This is a genomic window from Hallella faecis, assembly GCF_018789675.1.
In the GTDB taxonomy this organism is placed as follows: domain Bacteria; phylum Bacteroidota; class Bacteroidia; order Bacteroidales; family Bacteroidaceae; genus Prevotella; species Prevotella faecis.
The window spans coordinates 19,949-39,011 of the sequence record NZ_JAHKBE010000003.1; the positions used below are offsets into that span (position 1 = coordinate 19,949).

10 protein-coding genes are annotated in these 19,063 nt (G+C 56.1%); 4 read left to right on the plus strand and 6 right to left on the minus strand.

The genetic code is table 11. The features are described 5' to 3' along the window. Positions 1 to 528: 528 nt before the first annotated feature. Complete coding sequence (locus KM934_RS01320; protein WP_252344839.1) at positions 529 to 1,407, plus strand: patatin-like phospholipase family protein; 879 nt, start codon at positions 529 to 531, stop codon at positions 1,405 to 1,407. Between the two features lie 356 nt (positions 1,408 to 1,763). On the opposite strand, the gene KM934_RS01325 is transcribed toward KM934_RS01320, so the two are convergent. After that, positions 1,764 to 2,816 (minus strand): hypothetical protein, encoded by a 1,053-nt coding sequence (locus tag KM934_RS01325; protein WP_215758812.1) that lies wholly within the window; start codon positions 2,814 to 2,816, stop codon positions 1,764 to 1,766. A gap of 314 nt (positions 2,817 to 3,130) precedes the next feature. After that, positions 3,131 to 6,757, minus strand: a complete 3,627-nt coding sequence (locus tag KM934_RS01330; RefSeq protein WP_215758813.1) for an alpha-N-acetylglucosaminidase TIM-barrel domain-containing protein — start codon at positions 6,755 to 6,757, stop codon at positions 3,131 to 3,133. A 315-nt stretch (positions 6,758 to 7,072) separates the two neighbouring features. Between KM934_RS01330 and KM934_RS01335 the strand changes: the two genes are divergently transcribed. Then, positions 7,073 to 7,468 carry a hypothetical protein gene (locus KM934_RS01335; RefSeq protein ID WP_215758814.1) on the plus strand — a complete coding sequence of 132 codons (396 nt, stop codon included), beginning with the start codon at positions 7,073 to 7,075 and terminating at the stop codon, positions 7,466 to 7,468. A gap of 511 nt (positions 7,469 to 7,979) precedes the next feature. Here the strand turns inward: KM934_RS01335 and KM934_RS01340 are convergent. Further along, entirely contained in the window at positions 7,980 to 8,441 is a 462-nt protein-coding gene (locus KM934_RS01340) for a SprT-like domain-containing protein (protein ID WP_215758815.1), read from the minus strand. 531 nt (positions 8,442 to 8,972) lie between these two features. On the opposite strand from KM934_RS01340, the gene KM934_RS01345 reads away from it, so the two are divergent. Both KM934_RS01345 and KM934_RS01350 read left to right on the plus strand, forming a co-directional pair. Next, positions 8,973 to 10,250 (plus strand): metallophosphoesterase family protein, encoded by a 1,278-nt coding sequence (locus KM934_RS01345; protein ID WP_215758816.1) that lies wholly within the window; start codon positions 8,973 to 8,975, stop codon positions 10,248 to 10,250. Positions 10,251 to 10,256: 6 nt separating this feature from the next. Further along, the gene (locus KM934_RS01350; RefSeq protein ID WP_215758817.1) at positions 10,257 to 13,718 is read left to right on the plus strand and encodes an AAA family ATPase; all 3,462 of its coding nucleotides are present in this window, start codon (positions 10,257 to 10,259) and stop codon (positions 13,716 to 13,718) included. A gap of 382 nt (positions 13,719 to 14,100) precedes the next feature. Here the strand turns inward: KM934_RS01350 and KM934_RS01355 are convergent, their stop codons facing one another. The 3 genes from KM934_RS01355 to KM934_RS01365 all read right to left on the minus strand — a co-directional run bounded on the left by KM934_RS01355 (position 14,101) and on the right by KM934_RS01365 (position 18,275). Then, a complete protein-coding gene (locus KM934_RS01355) occupies positions 14,101 to 14,511 on the minus strand; it encodes a hypothetical protein (RefSeq protein WP_215758818.1) in 411 nt (136 codons plus the stop codon). A 51-nt stretch (positions 14,512 to 14,562) separates the two neighbouring features. Then, complete coding sequence (locus KM934_RS01360; RefSeq protein WP_215758819.1) at positions 14,563 to 14,829, minus strand: metallophosphoesterase; 267 nt, start codon at positions 14,827 to 14,829, stop codon at positions 14,563 to 14,565. 158 nt (positions 14,830 to 14,987) lie between these two features. Further along, entirely contained in the window at positions 14,988 to 18,275 is a 3,288-nt protein-coding gene (locus tag KM934_RS01365; protein WP_215758820.1) for a glycoside hydrolase family 2 TIM barrel-domain containing protein, read from the minus strand. Between the last annotated feature and the right edge of the window lie 788 nt (positions 18,276 to 19,063).

A 19,063-nucleotide genomic window follows, 5' to 3' on the forward strand; every position in this document is an offset into this window, starting at 1 on the left:
GGAAGATGAAATTACGAACATCCAATAAGGTACAATCAACACAAGGGAGATCTTCGAGTGACAGACGGGCCACTCGGAGACCTCCTTTTCGTTGGCTTCCCATTTCTGTCTAACGGCCGATGTGGGATAATTCTTCCCATTTCGATCTAACGGTCGATTGGGGTTCGTTGTTCTGCCCCAACGAACAGGTGCCAAGGAAGCCCGTCCGCTGGGCAGGTTCCCGATTGAACATTTGTCGCAAATTATTCTTCAAAATGATTGAGTAAACCAATTGTTTTACTTACCTTTGCAACCACAAAACAAATGTAATTTGATATTACATTATGGCTAAGACGGTCATAACAACTTAAGTTTTTTCTAATTATTCTATTTCACGTTATGAAACATTTGAACAAGCTTCGTGTTTTATCGTTTCTCAGCCATGCTGATGATCGGAGGGCTGGCCTCACCAGCCTCTGTTACACATTCTCGGTGGAGTAGTTCCGCCAAGTACTTTGGTGGCGGAGCGTGCGCAAAACAAAAAGCAACATGATGGAAAACAATGTATTACGACAAGTGCCCAAGGGCCTCGTCTTGGAAGGCGGTGGCTTGCGAGGCATGTTCACCAATGGCGTGCTGGATGTGTTTATGAGCCACGGCATTGGGTTCGACGCCATGGTGGGCGTGTCGGCCGGTGCGGTGTTTGGCTGCAACTACAAGTCGCGCCAGCCGGGACGGGCGCTGCGCTACAACCTGAGATACAAGGACAACGCCGACTATATGAGTTGGCGGTCGTTGGTAAAGACGGGCAACTTTGTGAATGAGCGGTTCGCCTACCACCTGCTGCCTTACGAGTACGACCCATTCGATTTCGAGGCGTTCCGCACCAATCCCATGCGGTTCTATGCCGTTTGCACCGACATCGTGTCGGGGCGACCCGTGTATCGCGAGATCGCCGACGCAGATGGCAAGGGTCTCAGGTGGATGCAGGCCTCGGCGTCGATGCCGGTGTTTGCGCGCCCCGTGGAGATAGATGGGCGCCATTACCTCGACGGCGGATTGACCGACTGCATTCCGCTTAAGTTTATTCAGCGAATGGGGTACCGGCGCAACGTGGTGGTGCTGACGCAACCCCTCGACTATAGGAAGCGGCAGGCGCATGTGGGATGGGTCATGAAAATGTTTCTGGGCGATTATCCCAAGGTGGCGCAACTCATGGCCCACCGCCATGTGATGTATAATGGCGAGTTGGACTACCTGCACACCGAGGAGCAGAAGGGCGACACGTTCCTGATTTACCCCGACGAGAAGCTCAACATTGGTCGTCTGAGCCTCAAGGAGGACAAGATGAGGCGGGTGTATGAGGCGGGTGTGGCGAAGGCGACGGCGCTGCTTCCTCAGATCAAGCGGTTTCTTGCTGGCGAATAGGCCCAACGCCCCATCGACCTTAGGTAAGAAGCGCTGCCCGCTTTGTGGCGGGAGCGGCTTGGTGCGCATGAGGTAAAGGCGGTGGCGACAAATATGTCGCCAAAAATGCCTTCGCTCGTTTCAGCGCAGAAGGAGGAACGGATAAGAGAGGTTGCTGGCTCGTTTCAGACTGGGAGGAGGAACGGATAAGGGAGGTTGCGGGCTCATTTCAGCGCAGAAGGAGGAACGGATGAGGAGGTTGCTGGCTCGTCAAAGCGAAGGAAGGTGTGTCGGCCCCCACTCACTATGAGGAGCGGGACCGGCACACCTTCCTTATCTCTCATCGCATGCCTATGTGGTGTGCGAAGCGCTTGGGGTTAATATCTTGCGCTGAATGTGCTTACGCCGTAGGCGCGGAACATCACGTCGTTCTCTTCGTCCATGAAGTCGTGGTAAATGCGAATCTTCTTGCCGTCGAAGCGCACCGTGACATCCATGTACTCGTCCACATCGTCGTCGTCGTCATCATCGTCGATATCGAACGGCTCCCACAGGCGCATGACGCCATTCTGCAGGTCCTTCCATTCCCAGAATCCCACTTCCACTTCGCCATCCTTGTAGAAGCACAGGTAGGTGCCGCAGGGTGAGAACACCAGGCGCAGGCAGTAGTCGTCCTTGTCCTCGGCCACGTCGTCCTCGTCGAAGCCCATGGCGCGGCCCTCGGGTGTGATGGTTACCTCTTGCATCACGCGGCCGAGCTTCAGCCATTGCTTAGCGTAGGCTATATAGGTGTCTTCGGTGGTGAACCACAGCTCCGAGCTGTCCATACGCCATGAGCGGCAGAGCTGGCGCACGACGGGCTTCGGCTTGTAGTCGAAATCGACCGTTACGGCAACCGCGATCTTCACGCCATAGCGGTTGGTGTAGATGATGGTGGTGCTGCCCGACACATGCTTGTCCTTGATCTCGATCATCGTGTTGTTGCTCAGGCTGTACACACCTTCCTTCACACGTGTGAAGGTACCGTAGATGTAGGCGCCGTTCTCTAAGTCGATCGAGCCGTTGATGTCGGTGGCGCGTGTCTTGAGCGGAGCGTCGCCGTGGCGCTTGAAGATGTTGGCGCTGCGTGTGGCGTTTGCTGCGCGCTTCGGCAACTTGCCCGCCTTGGGCGTGGTAATGAGGAAATGGCCATCGGCAAAGAGCTCGATGGATGCAAACTCCTGGTCGCTTTGTCCGCCCCAGTTGTTCACCACCAGTTTGATGGCGTCCTTGGCATTGGCTTCATCCTCGCAATCGCCGAGTTTGAATTCTGTGGGTGGTTTGGCGCCTTCGGGCACCTTCGTCTGCTTTCCGTTATCATCACTGTCGCATGCTATGAATCCAAACGAAACGAGTGCGACGAGAAAAGAATAAATAATGCTTCTGGTCATAGATCTTGTAACTCTTTAGTTGTGAATAATTAATAGAATCTTTAACATTGTAACTATTCAGGCCGTATTTGTTAAAAAACGGATGAATTGCGCTCAATTCACCTGTTAGTTGCAAAGATATGCACTATGTTTCATATTTGCAAGAAAACGCCCAAGTTTTTTTTCATGCCCGCCTACATTGCCCCACCCAAGGCCATGGGGAGCGATGGGGGAATACAAACGAATGGCGGCAATCGCTTCTGTGGGGGAGCGATTGCCGCCATTGTTTCTGAGTGTGCCTGCGGCTTATGGGTTAGGCTTGCCGCGTGCGCTTTTTATTTCACAATTTGCTTGTGCCTGTTCACGATGTAAACGCCGGAGTGAAGGTGGCGCTTGTTGTTGACCTTGCGGCCTTGGAGGTCGCAGACGGTTGCCGACGGGGCGTTGTCGATTCCCACGGCCTCGATGGCGTTGGGCAGGGCCTGCTTGAAGTGGACGGTGTAGGTGCCACTCTCGGGAGCGTAGAAACGGAGGAAGTTGGCGTCGGCCCATGCTTGCGGCACACGGCGTCCGTAGGTGTCTGTCCAGTAGTCCACCGCATAGCCGTCGGCAGGATAGGCGCGCAACACGATTTCCTCGCCGGCGCCATAGGTGTAGGTGTCGGGCTGACCGTTGGCGTCGGCCGTTCCCTGCTTGGCGTCGGCCGTCTTCACCGTCACGGTGCAGGGCTCGTCGGCCTTGTCGGTCACCAAGAGCGGTATGTCGTACACCATGCGCTTCGTTTCGCTCTTAGCCGGCATGGCGTCGGTAGTGCTGTCCCATCCCGGGGCCCAGGAGCTGTCGAAGCGCAGGCGGATGCGTGTGATGCCCAGCGGCACGTCGTAGGGCAAGGTGACGGTCAGGGTGTAATTGTTCAGCGCGTCGTTGCCGGGACTGTCCTTCGCGCCATACACCTGCAGCAACTCGTTGTCGCCATCGAAATTGCCATCGCCGTTCCAATCGATGTAGGCCGAGAGACGGCAGTAGTTGAGTCCGCCGGCCGAGAGCCAGTGGAGCTTAAACAGGCTTCCTTGGGGCGCCTTGACCGTCTGTGTGGTTTGGCACAACGCCTCCGGACAGTCGGTTGTGGCGTAGATGCTCTTCTCCTCGCCGCCGTTTTGCGCCACGGTGAGCGACCGCAGGTATTGTCCGTAGGATTTCATGTCGTTGTAGTCGGCCATGTTCTCCGCGGGCGTTCCCCATTTGTCGGCAAAGAAATGGGCGGTGAAGGTCTCCGGGTCGGCGCCATAGTAGGTGTAGGGATTGTCGGTGCTCACCACGCGTCCCGAGGCGTCGGTCCAGTTGAGAAACTCGCATCCGCTGGCAGCCTTGGCGCGCAGGGTGACCTCCTTGTCGGTTGTGACCGACAGGCCCGTGGCCCCCACGATCTGCACGCTGCCCTGTTTGGTGTCGGCCGTTTGCACCGTTACGGTTCTCGGTTGGGTAATGTTGTCTTTGACGACGATGGTGAAGGCCAGTTGCGTGCCGTCGTCGAGGGTGAGCATCGCCTTCATCTTTCCACACAGGGCCTTAGTAGGAATGTCGAAGGTCGGCGCCTCCACCGTTTCGTTGGGGGCGAACGAGCCGTCGTTGTTCATGTCGATGGCCAACGTGGCCTTGGCGCCGTCGGCGAGGGTCAGGGGCAAGGCGAATGTGGTGCCGCGCAGGGCCGTGAACACGATCGACGCCGTGGCGTCGGTGGCCATGTGGCGATAGATATAATAAGGTGAGGCGTCGGCCTTGGTGAGCGTGGCGAAGTATTTGCCGAGCAATTGCGCAGCCACCTCACGGGTGTTGCCCACGGGCTGGTTCGAATAGCTCAGCGATGCGTTGTGGGCCCATTGCCAGTCGTTGGCAAACCAGTTGGGGAGGGCCGTCCCGTTGTCGCGATGGCTGAAGAACGCCTTCCAGCGAGGGTAATAGAAATCTTTCAGCATGCCGGCCCACTCACGATACGAGTAGTCGCGCAAGCCACCGGCCTCGCTCGCCGTTTCGTTGCCCCATGTGGTGATGAGGGTGCGTGCGTTGTTGAGCTCAAGCCATTGGCGGTCGGCCTCGGTGGTTCCCTCCGCCTCGTCGGCGATGGCGCGCGCCATGGTGGTCCATCGGCCAAGCATGAAGTTTGGGTTGGTAGAGAGCAAGCGGTCGAGGTCGAGCATCAGTTGCAGGTAGGCGTCACGTCGGTTGGCGTAGGTCTTGGCGTCGCTGGCGCTGGCCGCCACTTCGTTGATCGATGCGAGGAGCTCATGGCCATAGTCGGTGAGCGCCTGGCGAGCGAAGTCGGTAAGGTCGTAGCTGTAGTTGGATCCCGTGAGGTTGGCTGCGAGCAGGTTGTGGGCCGCGCCGATCATGCCCTGCGGGTTGTAGAAGATGCTGGTTCCGCCCCAGCTCGACACCCGGTCGACGGTGAGCGACGGACGTGCGCAGAACACGGCCTCGTGAGGGCCCTGCAGTGCCGTCTCGCATCGGAGCGCCGTCTGGCTCACCTGCTTCCACGCCTTCAGCGCCTGTTCGTTGGAAACGCCATATCGGGCCAAAGCATAGTCTTTCAGCCACGTATCGAGAGGGGGTGTTGATGCGCGCCACGGCAGTTCGAAGAGGGCGTCGTAGAGCACGGGCACCTGCTCGATGGCCTCGGGTGTGGCGCCAATGCCCTTCACGTTGGCGTAGGCTGATTTCTGAGTGTAGAAATCGGTCATCACCTTCGACAGACGACCGAAGAGACCGGTGCGGCCTCCGAAGTTGGGCAACATACAGTAAACGGCGTCGTGGCCATTGTATTCAGCGAAATGGGTGTGGGCGTCGCTGAAGAGGTCGAGCACGATGAGCTTGCCCTTGTTCACCTGCGAGAGCACGTTGTATTGGACGCCACTCCACTGCCAGAACTGTATGACCCACTTGGCCTTGCTGTTGGCCTTGAACATGGCCTCACCGATGCGCTTGTAGGCCGATGCCACGTCGATGCCACTGGTGTTGGCGCCCTCGTGGAAGGGGTCCATGCTGTAGTAGGCCGATGTGCCCATCACCTCAGCGAGGCGCGCGTAATATTTCTCGGAAATGTCGGCGAACGCCTGTGTGTTGGGGTCGAGGATGTATGGTCGCACAAAACCACACCAGTTGCCTTGGTTGTTGGCCGAATAGCCCTTCTTGGCAATGTCGCTTGGCACCATACCGGCGTAGCCCGGCAGCACGGGCTGCATGCCCAATTCGCGCTCGCGGGCCAGGATCTTCTTGGCCAGCGCCTCCTGTCGCTTATACCACCAGTCGGGGTTCTTGCCGCCCCATCCCTCGAGGTTGTTCATGCCCCACCACGCCTGGAAGCAGGGCCCGGCAATAAACTGGTTGGCCTCGTCGTCGGTATATCCCAGGTCTTGTGTGAGGAGCTTCTTCCACACCACATCGAGACCCACGATCTGCAGGGGCATGTTGATGCCGTGGAGCGCCATCCAGTCGATTTCCTGCTGCCAGCGCTCCCACGTCCAGGTCGACATGGAATAAGAGAAGGTGCAATAGTTGAGATAGTAGCGGTAGCTCGTGGCCGTGGAGTGTTTCTCCTGCTTGGTGGGCACGGGCAGCTCCCTCTGCGCGAGGTTGGTGGTGAGGTTGTTCCATGCGAGGTTGACATGGGCGTAATGGTTCAGGTACCAATTGATGCCGGTTGTGAGGGCCGACAGGTTGGATCCCTTGACACACGGTTTTCCGTCTTTCGAGGTCACCACGAATGCTTCGCGTATCGACGAGCCCACGGTGGGGTCTACGATGGTTACGATGCGTTCGGCGGTGCCCTCTCCGCCGATACGGTTCAAGAGGTCGCAAACCCCTTGTGGGTTCTCCACGATCTGCGCTGTCGCCTTCGTGTTGGCTATGCCAACGATGAGCAGGAACGCGACAACTAATTGCAATAGTTTGGTTTTAGAAATCATATTTGTGTTATTAGGGTAGTATCGTAGTGGGTAGGCGCCAGGTGGGGTGGGGCGACGTTGGCGCGCTGCCCGGTTTTGAAAACTTCTGCAAAGTTAACAAAAATGGGATAACGTGAGGGTGGTTGCCACAAATTATTTCACGTCATGGCGCATTTTCTCGCCACGGCCTACTCCCACGAGCTCCGTTCAGCTCCATTAGGCCCGACGAACCCGCATGATTATAAAAAAGTTCACTGAGCGAAGCACAATTTCGCCATTTGTTCTTCGTTATATGTATTGAAAAGTAACACTTTATAAATCCTAACAAACCGTGATATGAATGCGCAACCTATCGAAATAGTGAATGGAGAACGCTTGTTGCTTGTGAACCTGAATAAGAGTTATGACCAGAGTAAGGCTGAGGGCGAATATAAGCGTGCTGACCTCTATGAGGCAGCGAGAAAATACTGGTATCTCAGTAAGAAACGAGCCGACAAGGCCGATTTTGTGCTTGGCGTTTACAAGGGGATAGTTAAAATCGTCATCAAGCCGACAAGCGATTGGCTTCCCGTTGACGTGAGCGATGGCGGCACTATGTTTCCCAAGACCCGATACGAGATTGAAGGCGAAGTTGTTGCTTCCTCGCCCTATCTCGGCAAATCGGTTGCGGCTTATCCGTTTGGTCGTGGAGGTGTGGTGACCTATGTTCCTCGTGACGCGAAATTGTGGTAAGTGGAGCGACGCGATGTGCCCAATGGCCGAAATGCCTGGCGAGACGTGCGTCGGGGCATAGCGATCGGCGTGGCCAATGGTTGTGATGGATGTTAAGATATTTGGTGAAAAAGTTGTGCCGGGATTTTGGGCGAAATAGAGCGCGCCATCGCCGTTTTTGCGCCCTCGGAGCGACAAAAACCCGACTTCCATTTGCCGTTAGGCATCTTTCGGGTTGCGATAGCTAAGCTTTCGAGGTGCCGAAGGTAAGCTATCGAGGTGCGAAAGACCATGTATCGAGGTGCGAAACATGCCTTTTCGCAGGGTGGAATGTGGAGCATGGAGCGTTAAATGGGGTGTTTGAATTGTAAACACCTGAATGTTAGACGGTTACAAAAACTCGCAAGAATGGCGTATTTGGAGGCGAGTCGTGGTTCGGCGACAAAAACAATGTAGATTTGGGGGAGGGTTGTTGGGAATGTTGAGTGCGCAATGGGACAAGTGCCATCTGCAAGGGGGGCGATGGCTTGCCTTACAATATGCGGTCGAAGAAGAAGTGGAAGATCCGCAACGGGTAGAGCAGATAATAGATTACCTTCTCATAGAGAGGAATCTTTGTTTTCTTGATATTCTTGTATTGTTCTTTGAGCGGAATGTGCTTGGCTATCCTGTGGATCACAATGCCGTGCTCCTTATAGATGCGCCGGCATTCGGCCTTGAAGCGCCATCCGTGCGACGTCCTATGGCCTTGAAGGGCGTGGGCGAGGTGGATCATCTCGTGAATCATCACCTCGTCGAGCGTCGCCGGCGTAAAGTCGAAACACGACGATATGGTTATGGTGGTCCTCATACGCTTTTTATTGTAATTCGTTTGTCCTGCTGCAAGTGTCATTTTCCTTACGCTCATTTTGGTAGGCATGCGCAGTTGGCCATCGAAGATCTCTTGGTTGAGCGCTCTGAAACGCTCCTTCAATAACGGTTCGGTTATTTCCATGATGTGTCGCTTTTTATTTGGTAGTGTTTCACTGAGTGTGTCTGAGGTAAGTTTGCCTTAGAAGTGATGATGTAAAGTTAATAAATAATTTTGTTTTTCATATCAAGAAAGCTCTTTTTGCAGCCGGACGAGGAAACAGGTCTTGCTTAAGCTGCTGGTTGACAATGGTCTTTAGTTTTTTCGACTTCACGATTGCTTGACCCTTGTGGTGGGCGGCGGTTATTTCAATTTTATTCCGGCGATGTTGTATTTCTCGCCGTTCTTAATGATGTAGAGGTTGCCATCGATGAGGGGTTCTGCCAAATGTGCTAATGTGTGTGTTGCGTTAGGCTATGCTGATAATAGGTATTGCGTTCTGCTTGCAAAGCTACCACATTGTGCGGACAAAGGCCATGGGGCGGCTCATGTTTTTTCGCTGATAGAGGCTTTTTACACGTATCCTTTCTTGGGATAATGCGTTTTAATGGCTATATTTGCAAAAGCCAAGGGATGTGCCCGCGGCTTTCGACCTAACATAAACCCCATTCGGATATGAGAATATTGCATACCGCCGACCTGCACCTCGGACAGGTAATCTACCAAAATTATGAGCGGCGCGACGAGCACCGCCATTTCTTCAACCAGCTGGCCCGTTGGTGCAGAACCTACCAGCCCGATGCGTTGCTCGTTAGTGGCGACGTGTTCGACATTCAGCAACCATCGGCCACAAGCAAGGAGGCCTTCGCCAACCAGTTTATGGAGCTGCACCGCCAATGCCCAAGCATGGCGATGGTTATCACGGCGGGAAACCACGATTCGGCTTCGCGCCTACAAACGGAACGTGAGGTGTGGCAGCTCGCCAACACGCATATCATAGGCACGGGCCCGTCGATCGTGGCGCAGGAAGGATGGGAGGAGAAATTCATCATTCGCCTGAAGGCGGGATACGTTGTGGCCTTGCCACACATGATCGGCGCAAGGCGCGAACAGTTGCAAGCCCTTCTCAACAAGGTGGCGCAAGAGAATGACGAAGGCAAGCCGGTGGTGATGATGGGCCATACGGCAGTGGCTGGCCTCGACGCAACGGGGCATGATTTTGAGATCGGAAAGCTCAAGACGCAGGCGCTCTCTGAGTTTGGCGAGGGCTACGACTACCTGGCCCTCGGCCACATCCATAAGCCGCAGACCATAGGCCATCAGGAGGATTGCATGAAGGAGGAGGTGAGTTATCCGGCTCCTGTGGTGAGATATTCGGGCAGCGCGCTCCACGTTAGTTGCGACGAGGCCTATCCCCATACGGTAAGCCTCGTCGATATCGACAAGCATCAGGGAACCGTGACCGTCAAGCAGCTTCGGATAGATGAGCTGCGCCATTTCCATGTGCTCCCTCACGAAGGCGCCTACCACAGTGCGGAGGAGGCCATAGCGGGCGTGGCGCAGTTTGCCAAGGATCACGCAACAGGCTATTTCCGCTTGAGGGTCGATTATGCCGTCGCGTTGCCTTCCAACTTCAATCAGATGGTTTACGACGAGCTGCTGGCCTATGGCGACGAGATACGTTATAATCCCAAGATCATTTGGGAGGGGCAGGCCGAGGAGCGCACCGACGCCATGGGCAAGCCCACGTTTGAAGTGGCTGAGCTGCAAGAGATGCAGAACCCGATGGACTTCATTGAGAAGACCAAGGACCAATATGAGCATCTGGACCTCGACATGGTGCGCAAAGCCTTTGAGGAGGTAGAGGCCGAAATTGTTCGCATGAACGAGGAGGAGCAGGCCACCAAGAAGGCCAAGGCTGAGAGAAAAGACAAGAACACAAGCATAGCGTAGGGCATTATGGAGTTGAAAAGTATATCTATCAGAAACATTGCGTCTATCGAAAAGGCAGACATCGATCTGCAACACGGACTGAACGACGCCATGACGGGTGAGCCGGCCGGCATCTTCCTGATATCGGGCGATACCGGTGCGGGCAAATCGGTCATCCTCGACGCCATATCCATGGCGTTGTATAAGACCACGCCCCGCATCTCGGGCGTTGCCAACAAGACCAACAACGAATTTAACAATGGGGAGGGCGAGAGCATCAGGGTGAACTGCATAGAGCAGTACACGCGGATGGGCATCTCGCCCAAGGACGAGAGCTACAGCGAGGTGGTATTCGTGGGCAACGACGGTAAGGAATACCATGCCCGCCTAACGCTGGGCTTGAAGCTGGGCAACACCGACAAGACCACGGGCCGCCGTCACATCAAGCACAGAACGTCCCAATGGGACTACACCGTCGATGGAGGGCCGTGGACGAAAGTGGAGGCCAAGACTGGCCAACCGCTCTTGGACGCCATCGGATTGTCGTTCGAGCAGTTTGGCCGCATGGCCATGTTGGCGCAGGGGCAGTTCGACACATTCCTCACGGGAACCAAGGAGCAGCGCGAGGCCATCCTTGAGCAACTCACCAACACCGAGAAGTTCTCCGTCTACGGCCAGGCCATCAAGAACCTTTACGACAGGGCCAAGCAGCAGTGTGACCTCGCCCAGAAGGAACTTGACACGGAGAAGGAGCACGCCCTCAGTGCCGCCGATGTGGAGGCGTTGGAGCGCGCCCTAAAAGAGAAGGCCGCCTCGCTAAACGACAAGCAGCGCGAGAGCGACAAGAACGCTCAAAGGCTTACGCTCGTGGTTGAACTGCAAAACAAAGAGCATGACGCAAAAAAGGAAGAGATGCGCAAAGAGGACCTTGAACGCGTCATGGAGAGCGACGATTTCAAGCGACAAGTGGCTTGGGTAAACGATTGGGACGACACCGACGCTGAGCGCAAGCTGTTGGCCGACAAGCTCTTGGCGGAAAAGAACAAGGGCTTGGCAGAGAAGGCATTGGCAGAGGCGAAAGAGCGGTTCGAAGCGCTGTCGGCCGACTTGGTGTGTCGCAAGGAACAGCTCGATGAGCAGCGGAGCGCTCATCGTGCCCTCAAGCAATGGCTTGCCGACCGTCAAGACCGCGTGGACATTTACGGCAAGGCGGGTGTGGTGGCCGACCAAATCGACCAGTTGGAAGACAAGCGGACTAACCTGGAAAAAGAGTCGGCGCGCCTCGCTGAGCAGGCCAACAAGGCCAAGGCACTGGAGGATAACCTCTCGAAAGCTGTGGAAGCGCTCAAGCAAGTCGAAGGGGCCGTGGACAACAAGCAGCAGGAGATCGACGGCCTTGTGAAGAAGCAAGAGGCGCTCGCGCCAGGCAAGATCAATGCCGACCTGAAGGACGCCAACCAACGCAAGACCCACTTAGACTTGCTGGAGCAGCGCCTTAAGAGTAGGGCCGAGGCCCAAGAGAAGCAGATGGAGCTGAAGGCAGCCATCGATTCGGACCAAAAGGCGCTCGGAACGCTGGCCGCCAACGTCGAGGCTACGCACGCCACCTACGTCCAAGCCACCCAAGAGGCTGATGCAGCCAAGGCGTTGCTGACGACCATGAAGATGGGTGTGGACGAACAGTTGAGGGAGCTCCGCAAGCGCCTGCGCGCCGAGCACGCCTCAACCTGTCCGCTCTGTGGCCAGGGCATCGACCACCTGCTGGTCGACGAGGAGTTTGAAAACATCCTCTCGCCCCTTCAGGCGAAAGAGAAGGAAGCCGCCGCCCACCTCGCCCTTGCCCAGCAGAGATGGAATGGGGCGAAGTCGGCCTACGACACGTTGAAGGGCAAGCTTGACACCCGCGAGAAAACTTTTGCAAGGGAGCAGAAGAACCTGAAAGCCATCCAGCAGCAGCTCCAAAGCATGGCGGCGACGGCAAGCCTCACCGTCGACGACACCTTGGGTGCGCAGGTCGCGAAATCGGCCGATGCGTTAAGGCGCACCATCGCCCAGTTGGAGGACGCGCAGAAAGAAGCCGAATCGTTGCAGCGCCAAATCAACCGCCTGTTGGCAGACAAGAAGACGCTTGATGCGAAGAAAGCGGGGGCCGAGAAAGCCAAGGGCGAAGCGGAGGCGGCGCTCAACGCGAACGAGAGGGAAACGGCACGCCTGAAGTCGACGGTCGATGGCTTGAAGAACGACATCGATGAACTGAACCGCAAGCTATCGACCGATCTCGCCCCATTCTATCCCCAATGGGCGGAGGAAGTGGCTGCCGCCAAGCGCCAGTTGACGGCCGACGCCAACGAATATGCCCAACGGCAGGAGGCCGACAAGAAGCAACGCACCGACATTGAGAAGGCGACGCAGTTGTTGGGCACCCTGCACAATCTACAGCAATCGGTTGGCGCGATCACTGGATGGGAGCCGGCCACCAAGAACAAGCCGTTGGCGTGCGCCGACATCAGCAAGGCATGGGCCGACAACCATGCTGCCGTGAAATCGCTGAGCGACCGTCTCAAGGAGTGTGAGGCAACCATCGGTCAGGCCACCACCAAGCTCGACAGCTATTACCGGCAGACAGGGCGAGGAGAAGCCCACCTGCTGCACCTTATTGCCCAAACGGGTGAAATACCCACCCTACGCCAAATGGTTACTAAGACCCAAGCCGACCTGAAGTCGGCCAACGACGCCCTTGGAACCGCTCGGCGACGGGTGGCAGAGATCACGGCCAAACTGAAGGAGGACAACAACGGCGAAATGCCTTCCAAAGACGCGTTGGAACAACGCAAAGCCGAGCTCGACGCTTCCATCCAGGCCTTGGCTTCGCAGCGGGGAATAGTGGAAAACCAACTTGCGCAGAACAAGGCCAACACGCTCAGGTTGGAGGAAAAGGAAAACAAGCTGAAGGAAGCCAAGGAGACCTTCGGCAAATGGGACAAGCTGAACCGCATCTTTGGCGGATCGCGTTTCCGCACGCTCGTTCAGACCTACATCCTCAGGCCCTTGCTCAACAACGCCAACATCTACCTGAAGCAGATTACAGACCGCTACACCCTAACCTGCAGCGAGGAGAACGAGCAGCTGTCGATCCTCGTGCTCGACCGCTACAACAAGAACCAGGTGCGAAGCATCACGGTGTTCTCGGGTGGCGAACGCTTCATGATCTCGCTGGCGTTGTCGTTGGCGCTTTCGTCGCTCAACCGTCCCGACATGAACGTGAACATCCTCTTCATCGACGAGGGCTTTGGAACGCTCGATGAGAAGAGCCTCGACTCGGTGATGGCCACACTTGAGAAGCTGCGAGAGATTGCCGGACAGTCGAACCGACGGGTGGGCATCATCTCCCACCGAGAGGAACTGATGGAGCGCATCCCCGTGCAAATCCATGTGCAGAAGAGAGGCGAGGGAAGAAGCAGCGTGGAGATACTTAACGGCTTGGAGTAGCTCACAGAGACAAGCAAAGCGAATGAGGGCGTGCCTACAGTTGGGGAAACTGGGCACGCCCTCATTTGCCTATCGTTTACGTTGGATATACCTGTATATCATGTCGCAGGTAATGTCGCCATGTTCCAGCAGGCGATTGATCTCTTTCCTCTCGTAGAAAAACTGTTCGGTGGTGAGCCTCTCGCGCTCCTTCGCAAGCGGGCGAAGGAGTTTCTGATACGCTATGTTGTCAATGCTGTCAATGCTGTTCTGTTTCAGTTGCGGCTGCCTTTCAGGATGCTGCTCGCATGCGTGAAGAATAAGGAAGCGTGGTTGGTAAAGAACTTCTTGTCGGTTTGTCGCTCAATAAGTCGATTGTTGTTGTCATATTCATTCCTTACAATTAGATTCGTACCAGTTGGAGGTCGGCTGTTAAGGCAAAGGGGTGATGGCAATCAATGATCGACACGGTGCCAAGGGTCAATGCCTCATTGCCCGAGAACTGGTTGTGCCCCACGATCTGCCGGTCGAATGGCACGTCCTCTAACGCGTCGTGGGTAAACTCACCTCGGTCGGCCCACAGCACGCTGCCATAGGCTTCGCACCCATCGCGAAACGCGCTGATGTCGGCCAAAGCCTCCCATCCCTCCTCACGCTTGGTGAGCCCATTGAGGTTGTCGGCCGAGAGCTCGCCAATGATGTTGCGGTGGGCGAGATACCAAGGATATGTAAAGCCCGCATGGGTAAACAGGATGCGCTTGCCGTTGATGCGGGTTTCGTGCGCAATCTGCAAGTCGACGCTGCCGAGCAACACGCTTATTGTGGCGCGCCACCTGGCGCTGAACCGGCTGCCTTGCGCCAACCGTCAGAAGGTAGCGCTCACATAGTGCGCATCGTGGTTTCCCATCAGAAAGACCACCTCCTTGTTGGGGTGCTGACGGAGCGTTAGCTGCAGTTCCCACCAGTTGCGGATGGCGTCGTTCGGCGCAATGCCATCACTGGGATAAGGGTCGAAATAGTCGCCGAGAAATATCAGCCTGTTGGCGGTCCACTCGCAGGAGTTGGCGAGCGCCTTCTTCCAAAAATCGCGTCCGTGAAGGTCGGGAAACATAATGCATTCTGCTTTCTTCATCTGTAGAAACATGTAAGAAACGTAGTTAATATAGCGCTTGCTACCGATCGTTCGCGCTTATTTATAAGTAAAAACGAGGGGCGGCAACGAAAAGAGGAAGGATGTTACGACATGCGATGCGTAACATCCTTCCTTGGGGTTATAGCGTTATTCCCTATTTATTTGGCCATTGGCGTGAAGCGCAAGGTAAACGCGTGGGCTCCGGTAGGCGTCATGTATTGGGGCAGGCACGAGTCGCCACCGCAACTACGGTTTCCGATGCCTCGCTGCCAGAAGTCGAAGTGGGCGAAGACCTGCGGGGAACGCACCAGGTCGTAGGGGTGCTTGCCGCCATAGAACACGTCGTAGTTGAACTGTGCGTCGTCGAAATGTGACAGCGAGAAGGCCACCATGCCCTCGGTGGCAATCTGCAACTGGGTGCCGTCGTTGCTGAGAGTGAGCTGGCGCAAACCCTGGCGGTCGCCCATGGTCTGGGGCGCACTCTGCTCTTCGAACATGCCATCCACGGTGGTGGTGTAGCGGCCGAGGAGCGATCCGCGCTGGCGGTCGATGTAGTTGCTCCACGGCCCCTTGGCATAATAGGCAACGTTCTCGAAACCGGGCGCAAACTGCATGGTGATGCCGATACGTCGGGTTTCGGCCGACGAGTTGTTGGTGGTGACCTTCATGTCCACGGTTCCGTTGGGATAGATGGTGTAAGCAATCTGATGGGTGTCGGTGCCGTTGGAAACGGCCGTTTCCACCACCACGTTCTTGCCCTGCTTCTTAGGAGCGCTCACCAATGTCTTCTTGCCGGTGAGGGCACCCTCCTCCTTGTTCTCGTTCTCGGCCACACCGCCTGTGGCGCCGAGGTTGATGTTGTCGTTGGCTATGCGTCGGAAGCCGTTGAAGTCGGGTCCGGCGTTGGGCTGCACGAGTTGCGTGTTGCGATAGGTCCATTGGGCGATGGTTCCATCCTCGGCGAAGGCAATGCAGAAATCGTTGCCGGTGATGGTGTTGCCCTTCACCTTGAGCTTGCCCTTCTCCTGGATGGTGGGCAGCTGGCCGTGGCCCTTCTGCACGAAGGTGGGGTCGGCAACCGATGCGCCCGCAGCTTGGTCGGCTGAGAGCTTAAACTGCTGCTGGGCCATGGTGTAGCCCTGCTTGCCCCACGATGTGGCCTTCTTCAGAACGAGGCTGAAGGTAATGACATACTCGGCCTCCCCGTCCACAGTGGTGGTGTAGGGAATGTTGATTTGGCAGGTGTTGCCGGGCAGCACCGATGGGATGGCCACCTGGCTCTTCTCCACCGAAACGCCATTGCGGAGCACCTCGTAGCTAAGGTCGTAGACGTCGGCCAGGTTGGTGAACGCGCGCTTGTTCTTCAGGGTGAGCGTGTGGTTGGCGAACGACTCGAAGTTGGCGTCTCTGTAAACATACTTCACCTCGGTGAGCTTGGCGGTCCACTCACGTCCCGGGGTGATGATGCCGTTGCTCATGAAGTCGCCCTGGAAGCCTCTGTAGCCGTGGTTCATCTTGGTGTAGTCGTAGCCCGAGGTGTAATAGTGGAGCCCCGTCTTGGGATCCTTCAGTGGAAGGCCCTCGCGAATGCGGCGCGTGTCGTAGATGCCCTGGTCCACCCAGTCCCAGATGCAGCCTCCGGTGATGCCTGTGCTCGTCTCGATGAGGTCCCAGTATTCTTGCAGGTTACCCACCGCTTGACCCATGGCGTGGGCATACTCGCAGATGAAGTAGGGCTTGTTGTTGAGGCCGTCCATCTGTTTCTTCACCACCTCGATTCTCGGATACATGTCGGAACCGAAGTCGGAGTATTTGGCGCCGTGCTTATAGCCCTCATAGTGGACCCACGCGTCGCGGCCGGGGAGCAGTTCCTTCACTTTGTCGTAGGTGGCCTGGAAATTGTCGCCACCGCCCGACTCGTTGCCGAGCGACCAGAACACCACGCTGGGGTGGTTGCGGTCTCTCAGCACCATGCGCTCCGTGCGGTCTACGTAAGCGTTGCGCCAGGTGGGGTTGTTGGATAGCGAATGGTTGTTGTGGCACTCCACGTCGGCCTCGTTCATGCAGTAGAGTCCGTAATAGTCGAACATGGCATACATCTTAGCCTGACGAGGATAGTGGCTGGTGCGAACGGTGTTCACGTTGGCCTGCTTCATCAGCACCACGTCGCGAAGCATGGTCTCCACGTCGATGGCGTGGCCATAGAGCGGGTGGATGTCCTGTGTGTTGACACCCTTGAAGAATACGCGCTTGCCGTTTACATACACCAGTTTGCCCTTGATGGCCACATCCCTGAAACCATACTTGGTGGAGAACACCATCTCCTCCTTGCCTGCTGCCTTCTGGCGCACAACAACGGTATAGAGGTTGGGCTGCTCGGTAGACCAAGCCTTCAGGCCGGTGAGGTTGTCGAGGGTGAGGCTTATTTGCTTCTGCGCGTCGTTGGCGGTCATGGCCACCTGCGCCTCCTGCTTGGCCACCTGCTTGCCCTGGGGGTCGAGGAGCTCTATCTCGAGCGTCTTCTCAGAGCGTTCCTTGGCTGCGTTGTCGAGGGTGAGGTCCACCTTGAGGTTGCCCGACGCATAGTCGGCGTTGAGGGCCGACGTGATGTAATGGTCGGCCACGAAGGTCTTGGGCGTGGCCACGAGATACACGTCGCGGTGGATGCCTCCGAGGTGCCACATGTCCTGACCCTCGAGGTAAGAACCGTCGCACCAGCGGTAAACGCGCACCGACACGTTGTTGGCGCCCTTGCGCACGAGGTGGGTCACGTCGAATTCGGCGTCGGTGTTGGCACCCTGCGAGTAGCCGGCATACTTGCCGTTCACCCACACCACGATGGCGCTGCAGGCACCGTCGAAGTGGAGAAACACGCGCTTGCCCTCGTCCCAACCCTCAGGCAGGTTGAAGTTGCGGCGATAGGAGCCCACGGGGTTCTTGTCGAAATTGTCGTTGAACGCTGTGATGAAAGGGGGCTTGTTCTCGAAGGGATAGCCCACGTTGTTGTAAACGGGCACATCGTATCCGGCCATCTCCCAGTTGAGGGGCACCTGGAGCTCTTTCCAAGAAGAAACATCGGCGTTGTCGGCCCAGAAATCGTCTTTCTCGGGCTTTCCCTGCTTCCAGTCGGCCGTGTAGCGGAACTTCCATTTCCCGTTGAGCAACAGGTAGTTGGCGCGCTTGGGCCTGAGCCAAGGGCGCTTGTAGTAGTCGTCCTGCTGCATTGAGGCCGTAGAGGCATAGGGCACAAATGTGGCGTGGGCCTTTTGCTTTCGGTCCTCAAACTTGGTCTCGTCTTCTACCCATTTGTCGGTAAAGGGGCATACGTCAGCCTTCGCTTCCACCACCTTTTTCTTCTTGGCGTGGCGGGGTTGCGCCATGGCCGATGCGCTGAAAAGGAAGGTCAACGCGGCCGCAGTTGCCCAAATTAGATGTTTCTGTTTCATTGTATGGTTGTATGGTTAATTACTAATTTCTGCAATTGAAAATGTTAGGTTATGCGTCCCTGACGCGGGTTATTAGGAGGTACAAAGTGCTACTTTACCTTCTATATAACGAAGAACGCGTGGCGAAATTGTGTTTCGATGCCGATTGTTTTTCATAATTGTGCGGTTTTGTCAGAACAAAGGAACAAAAACAGGCCGCTCGGGGGATGGACGTGTCGGGGGAACGACGGAACGAAAACACTACGTTTCGACTTATCGGCAGCATTGAAAACATCTTCACAAACTACACCCCAATCTACACAGTTTTTTCCGCCGAGCCGTAACTCGTCTCCAAATACGCGATTCTCACGCGATTTTGTAACCGCCTATCATTCAGGTGTTTACAATTTGAGCGCTTCGTTTAACGCCCCACACCCCACATTTCACGCTGCGAAAAGCCATCTTTCGCACCTCGATACATGGCCTTTCGCACCTCGATCTCTTACCTTTCGCGCCTCGAAAGCTTAGCTATCGCAACCCGAAAGATGCCCAATGGCAAACGGATGTCGGGTTTTTGTCGCTCCAAGGACGCAAAAACGGTGATGGCGCGCGCTATTTCGCCCAAAATCCCGACACAACTTTTTGACCAAAAAACCATACAATAGCCAAGCGAGGTGCACGACCGACGCATCTTCGAGGAACACTACTTGCAAGCCATGCGTCGGCCCATTCGGCCCGCTGCGCCGTGGCGAGAGGCCGCAATATGGAGCCATTCGTTTCCAAAATGCGCCGTTTGCGGCCGTTTTTTT

What these genes read in the sequence shown, in the direction of transcription:
- KM934_RS01320 (WP_252344839.1), top strand. Translation starts at nt 529, where the DNA reads ATGATGGAAAACAATGTATTACGACAAGTGCCCAAGGGCCTCGTCTTG.
- KM934_RS01325 (WP_215758812.1), bottom strand. Translation starts at nt 2,816, where the DNA reads ATGACCAGAAGCATTATTTATTCTTTTCTCGTCGCACTCGTTTCGTTT.
- KM934_RS01330 (WP_215758813.1), bottom strand. Translation starts at nt 6,757, where the DNA reads ATGATTTCTAAAACCAAACTATTGCAATTAGTTGTCGCGTTCCTGCTC.
- KM934_RS01335 (WP_215758814.1), top strand. Translation starts at nt 7,073, where the DNA reads ATGAATGCGCAACCTATCGAAATAGTGAATGGAGAACGCTTGTTGCTT.
- KM934_RS01340 (WP_215758815.1), bottom strand. Translation starts at nt 8,441, where the DNA reads ATGGAAATAACCGAACCGTTATTGAAGGAGCGTTTCAGAGCGCTCAAC.
- KM934_RS01345 (WP_215758816.1), top strand. Translation starts at nt 8,973, where the DNA reads ATGAGAATATTGCATACCGCCGACCTGCACCTCGGACAGGTAATCTAC.
- KM934_RS01350 (WP_215758817.1), top strand. Translation starts at nt 10,257, where the DNA reads ATGGAGTTGAAAAGTATATCTATCAGAAACATTGCGTCTATCGAAAAG.
- KM934_RS01360 (WP_215758819.1), bottom strand. Translation starts at nt 14,829, where the DNA reads ATGAAGAAAGCAGAATGCATTATGTTTCCCGACCTTCACGGACGCGAT.
- KM934_RS01365 (WP_215758820.1), bottom strand. Translation starts at nt 18,275, where the DNA reads ATGAAACAGAAACATCTAATTTGGGCAACTGCGGCCGCGTTGACCTTC.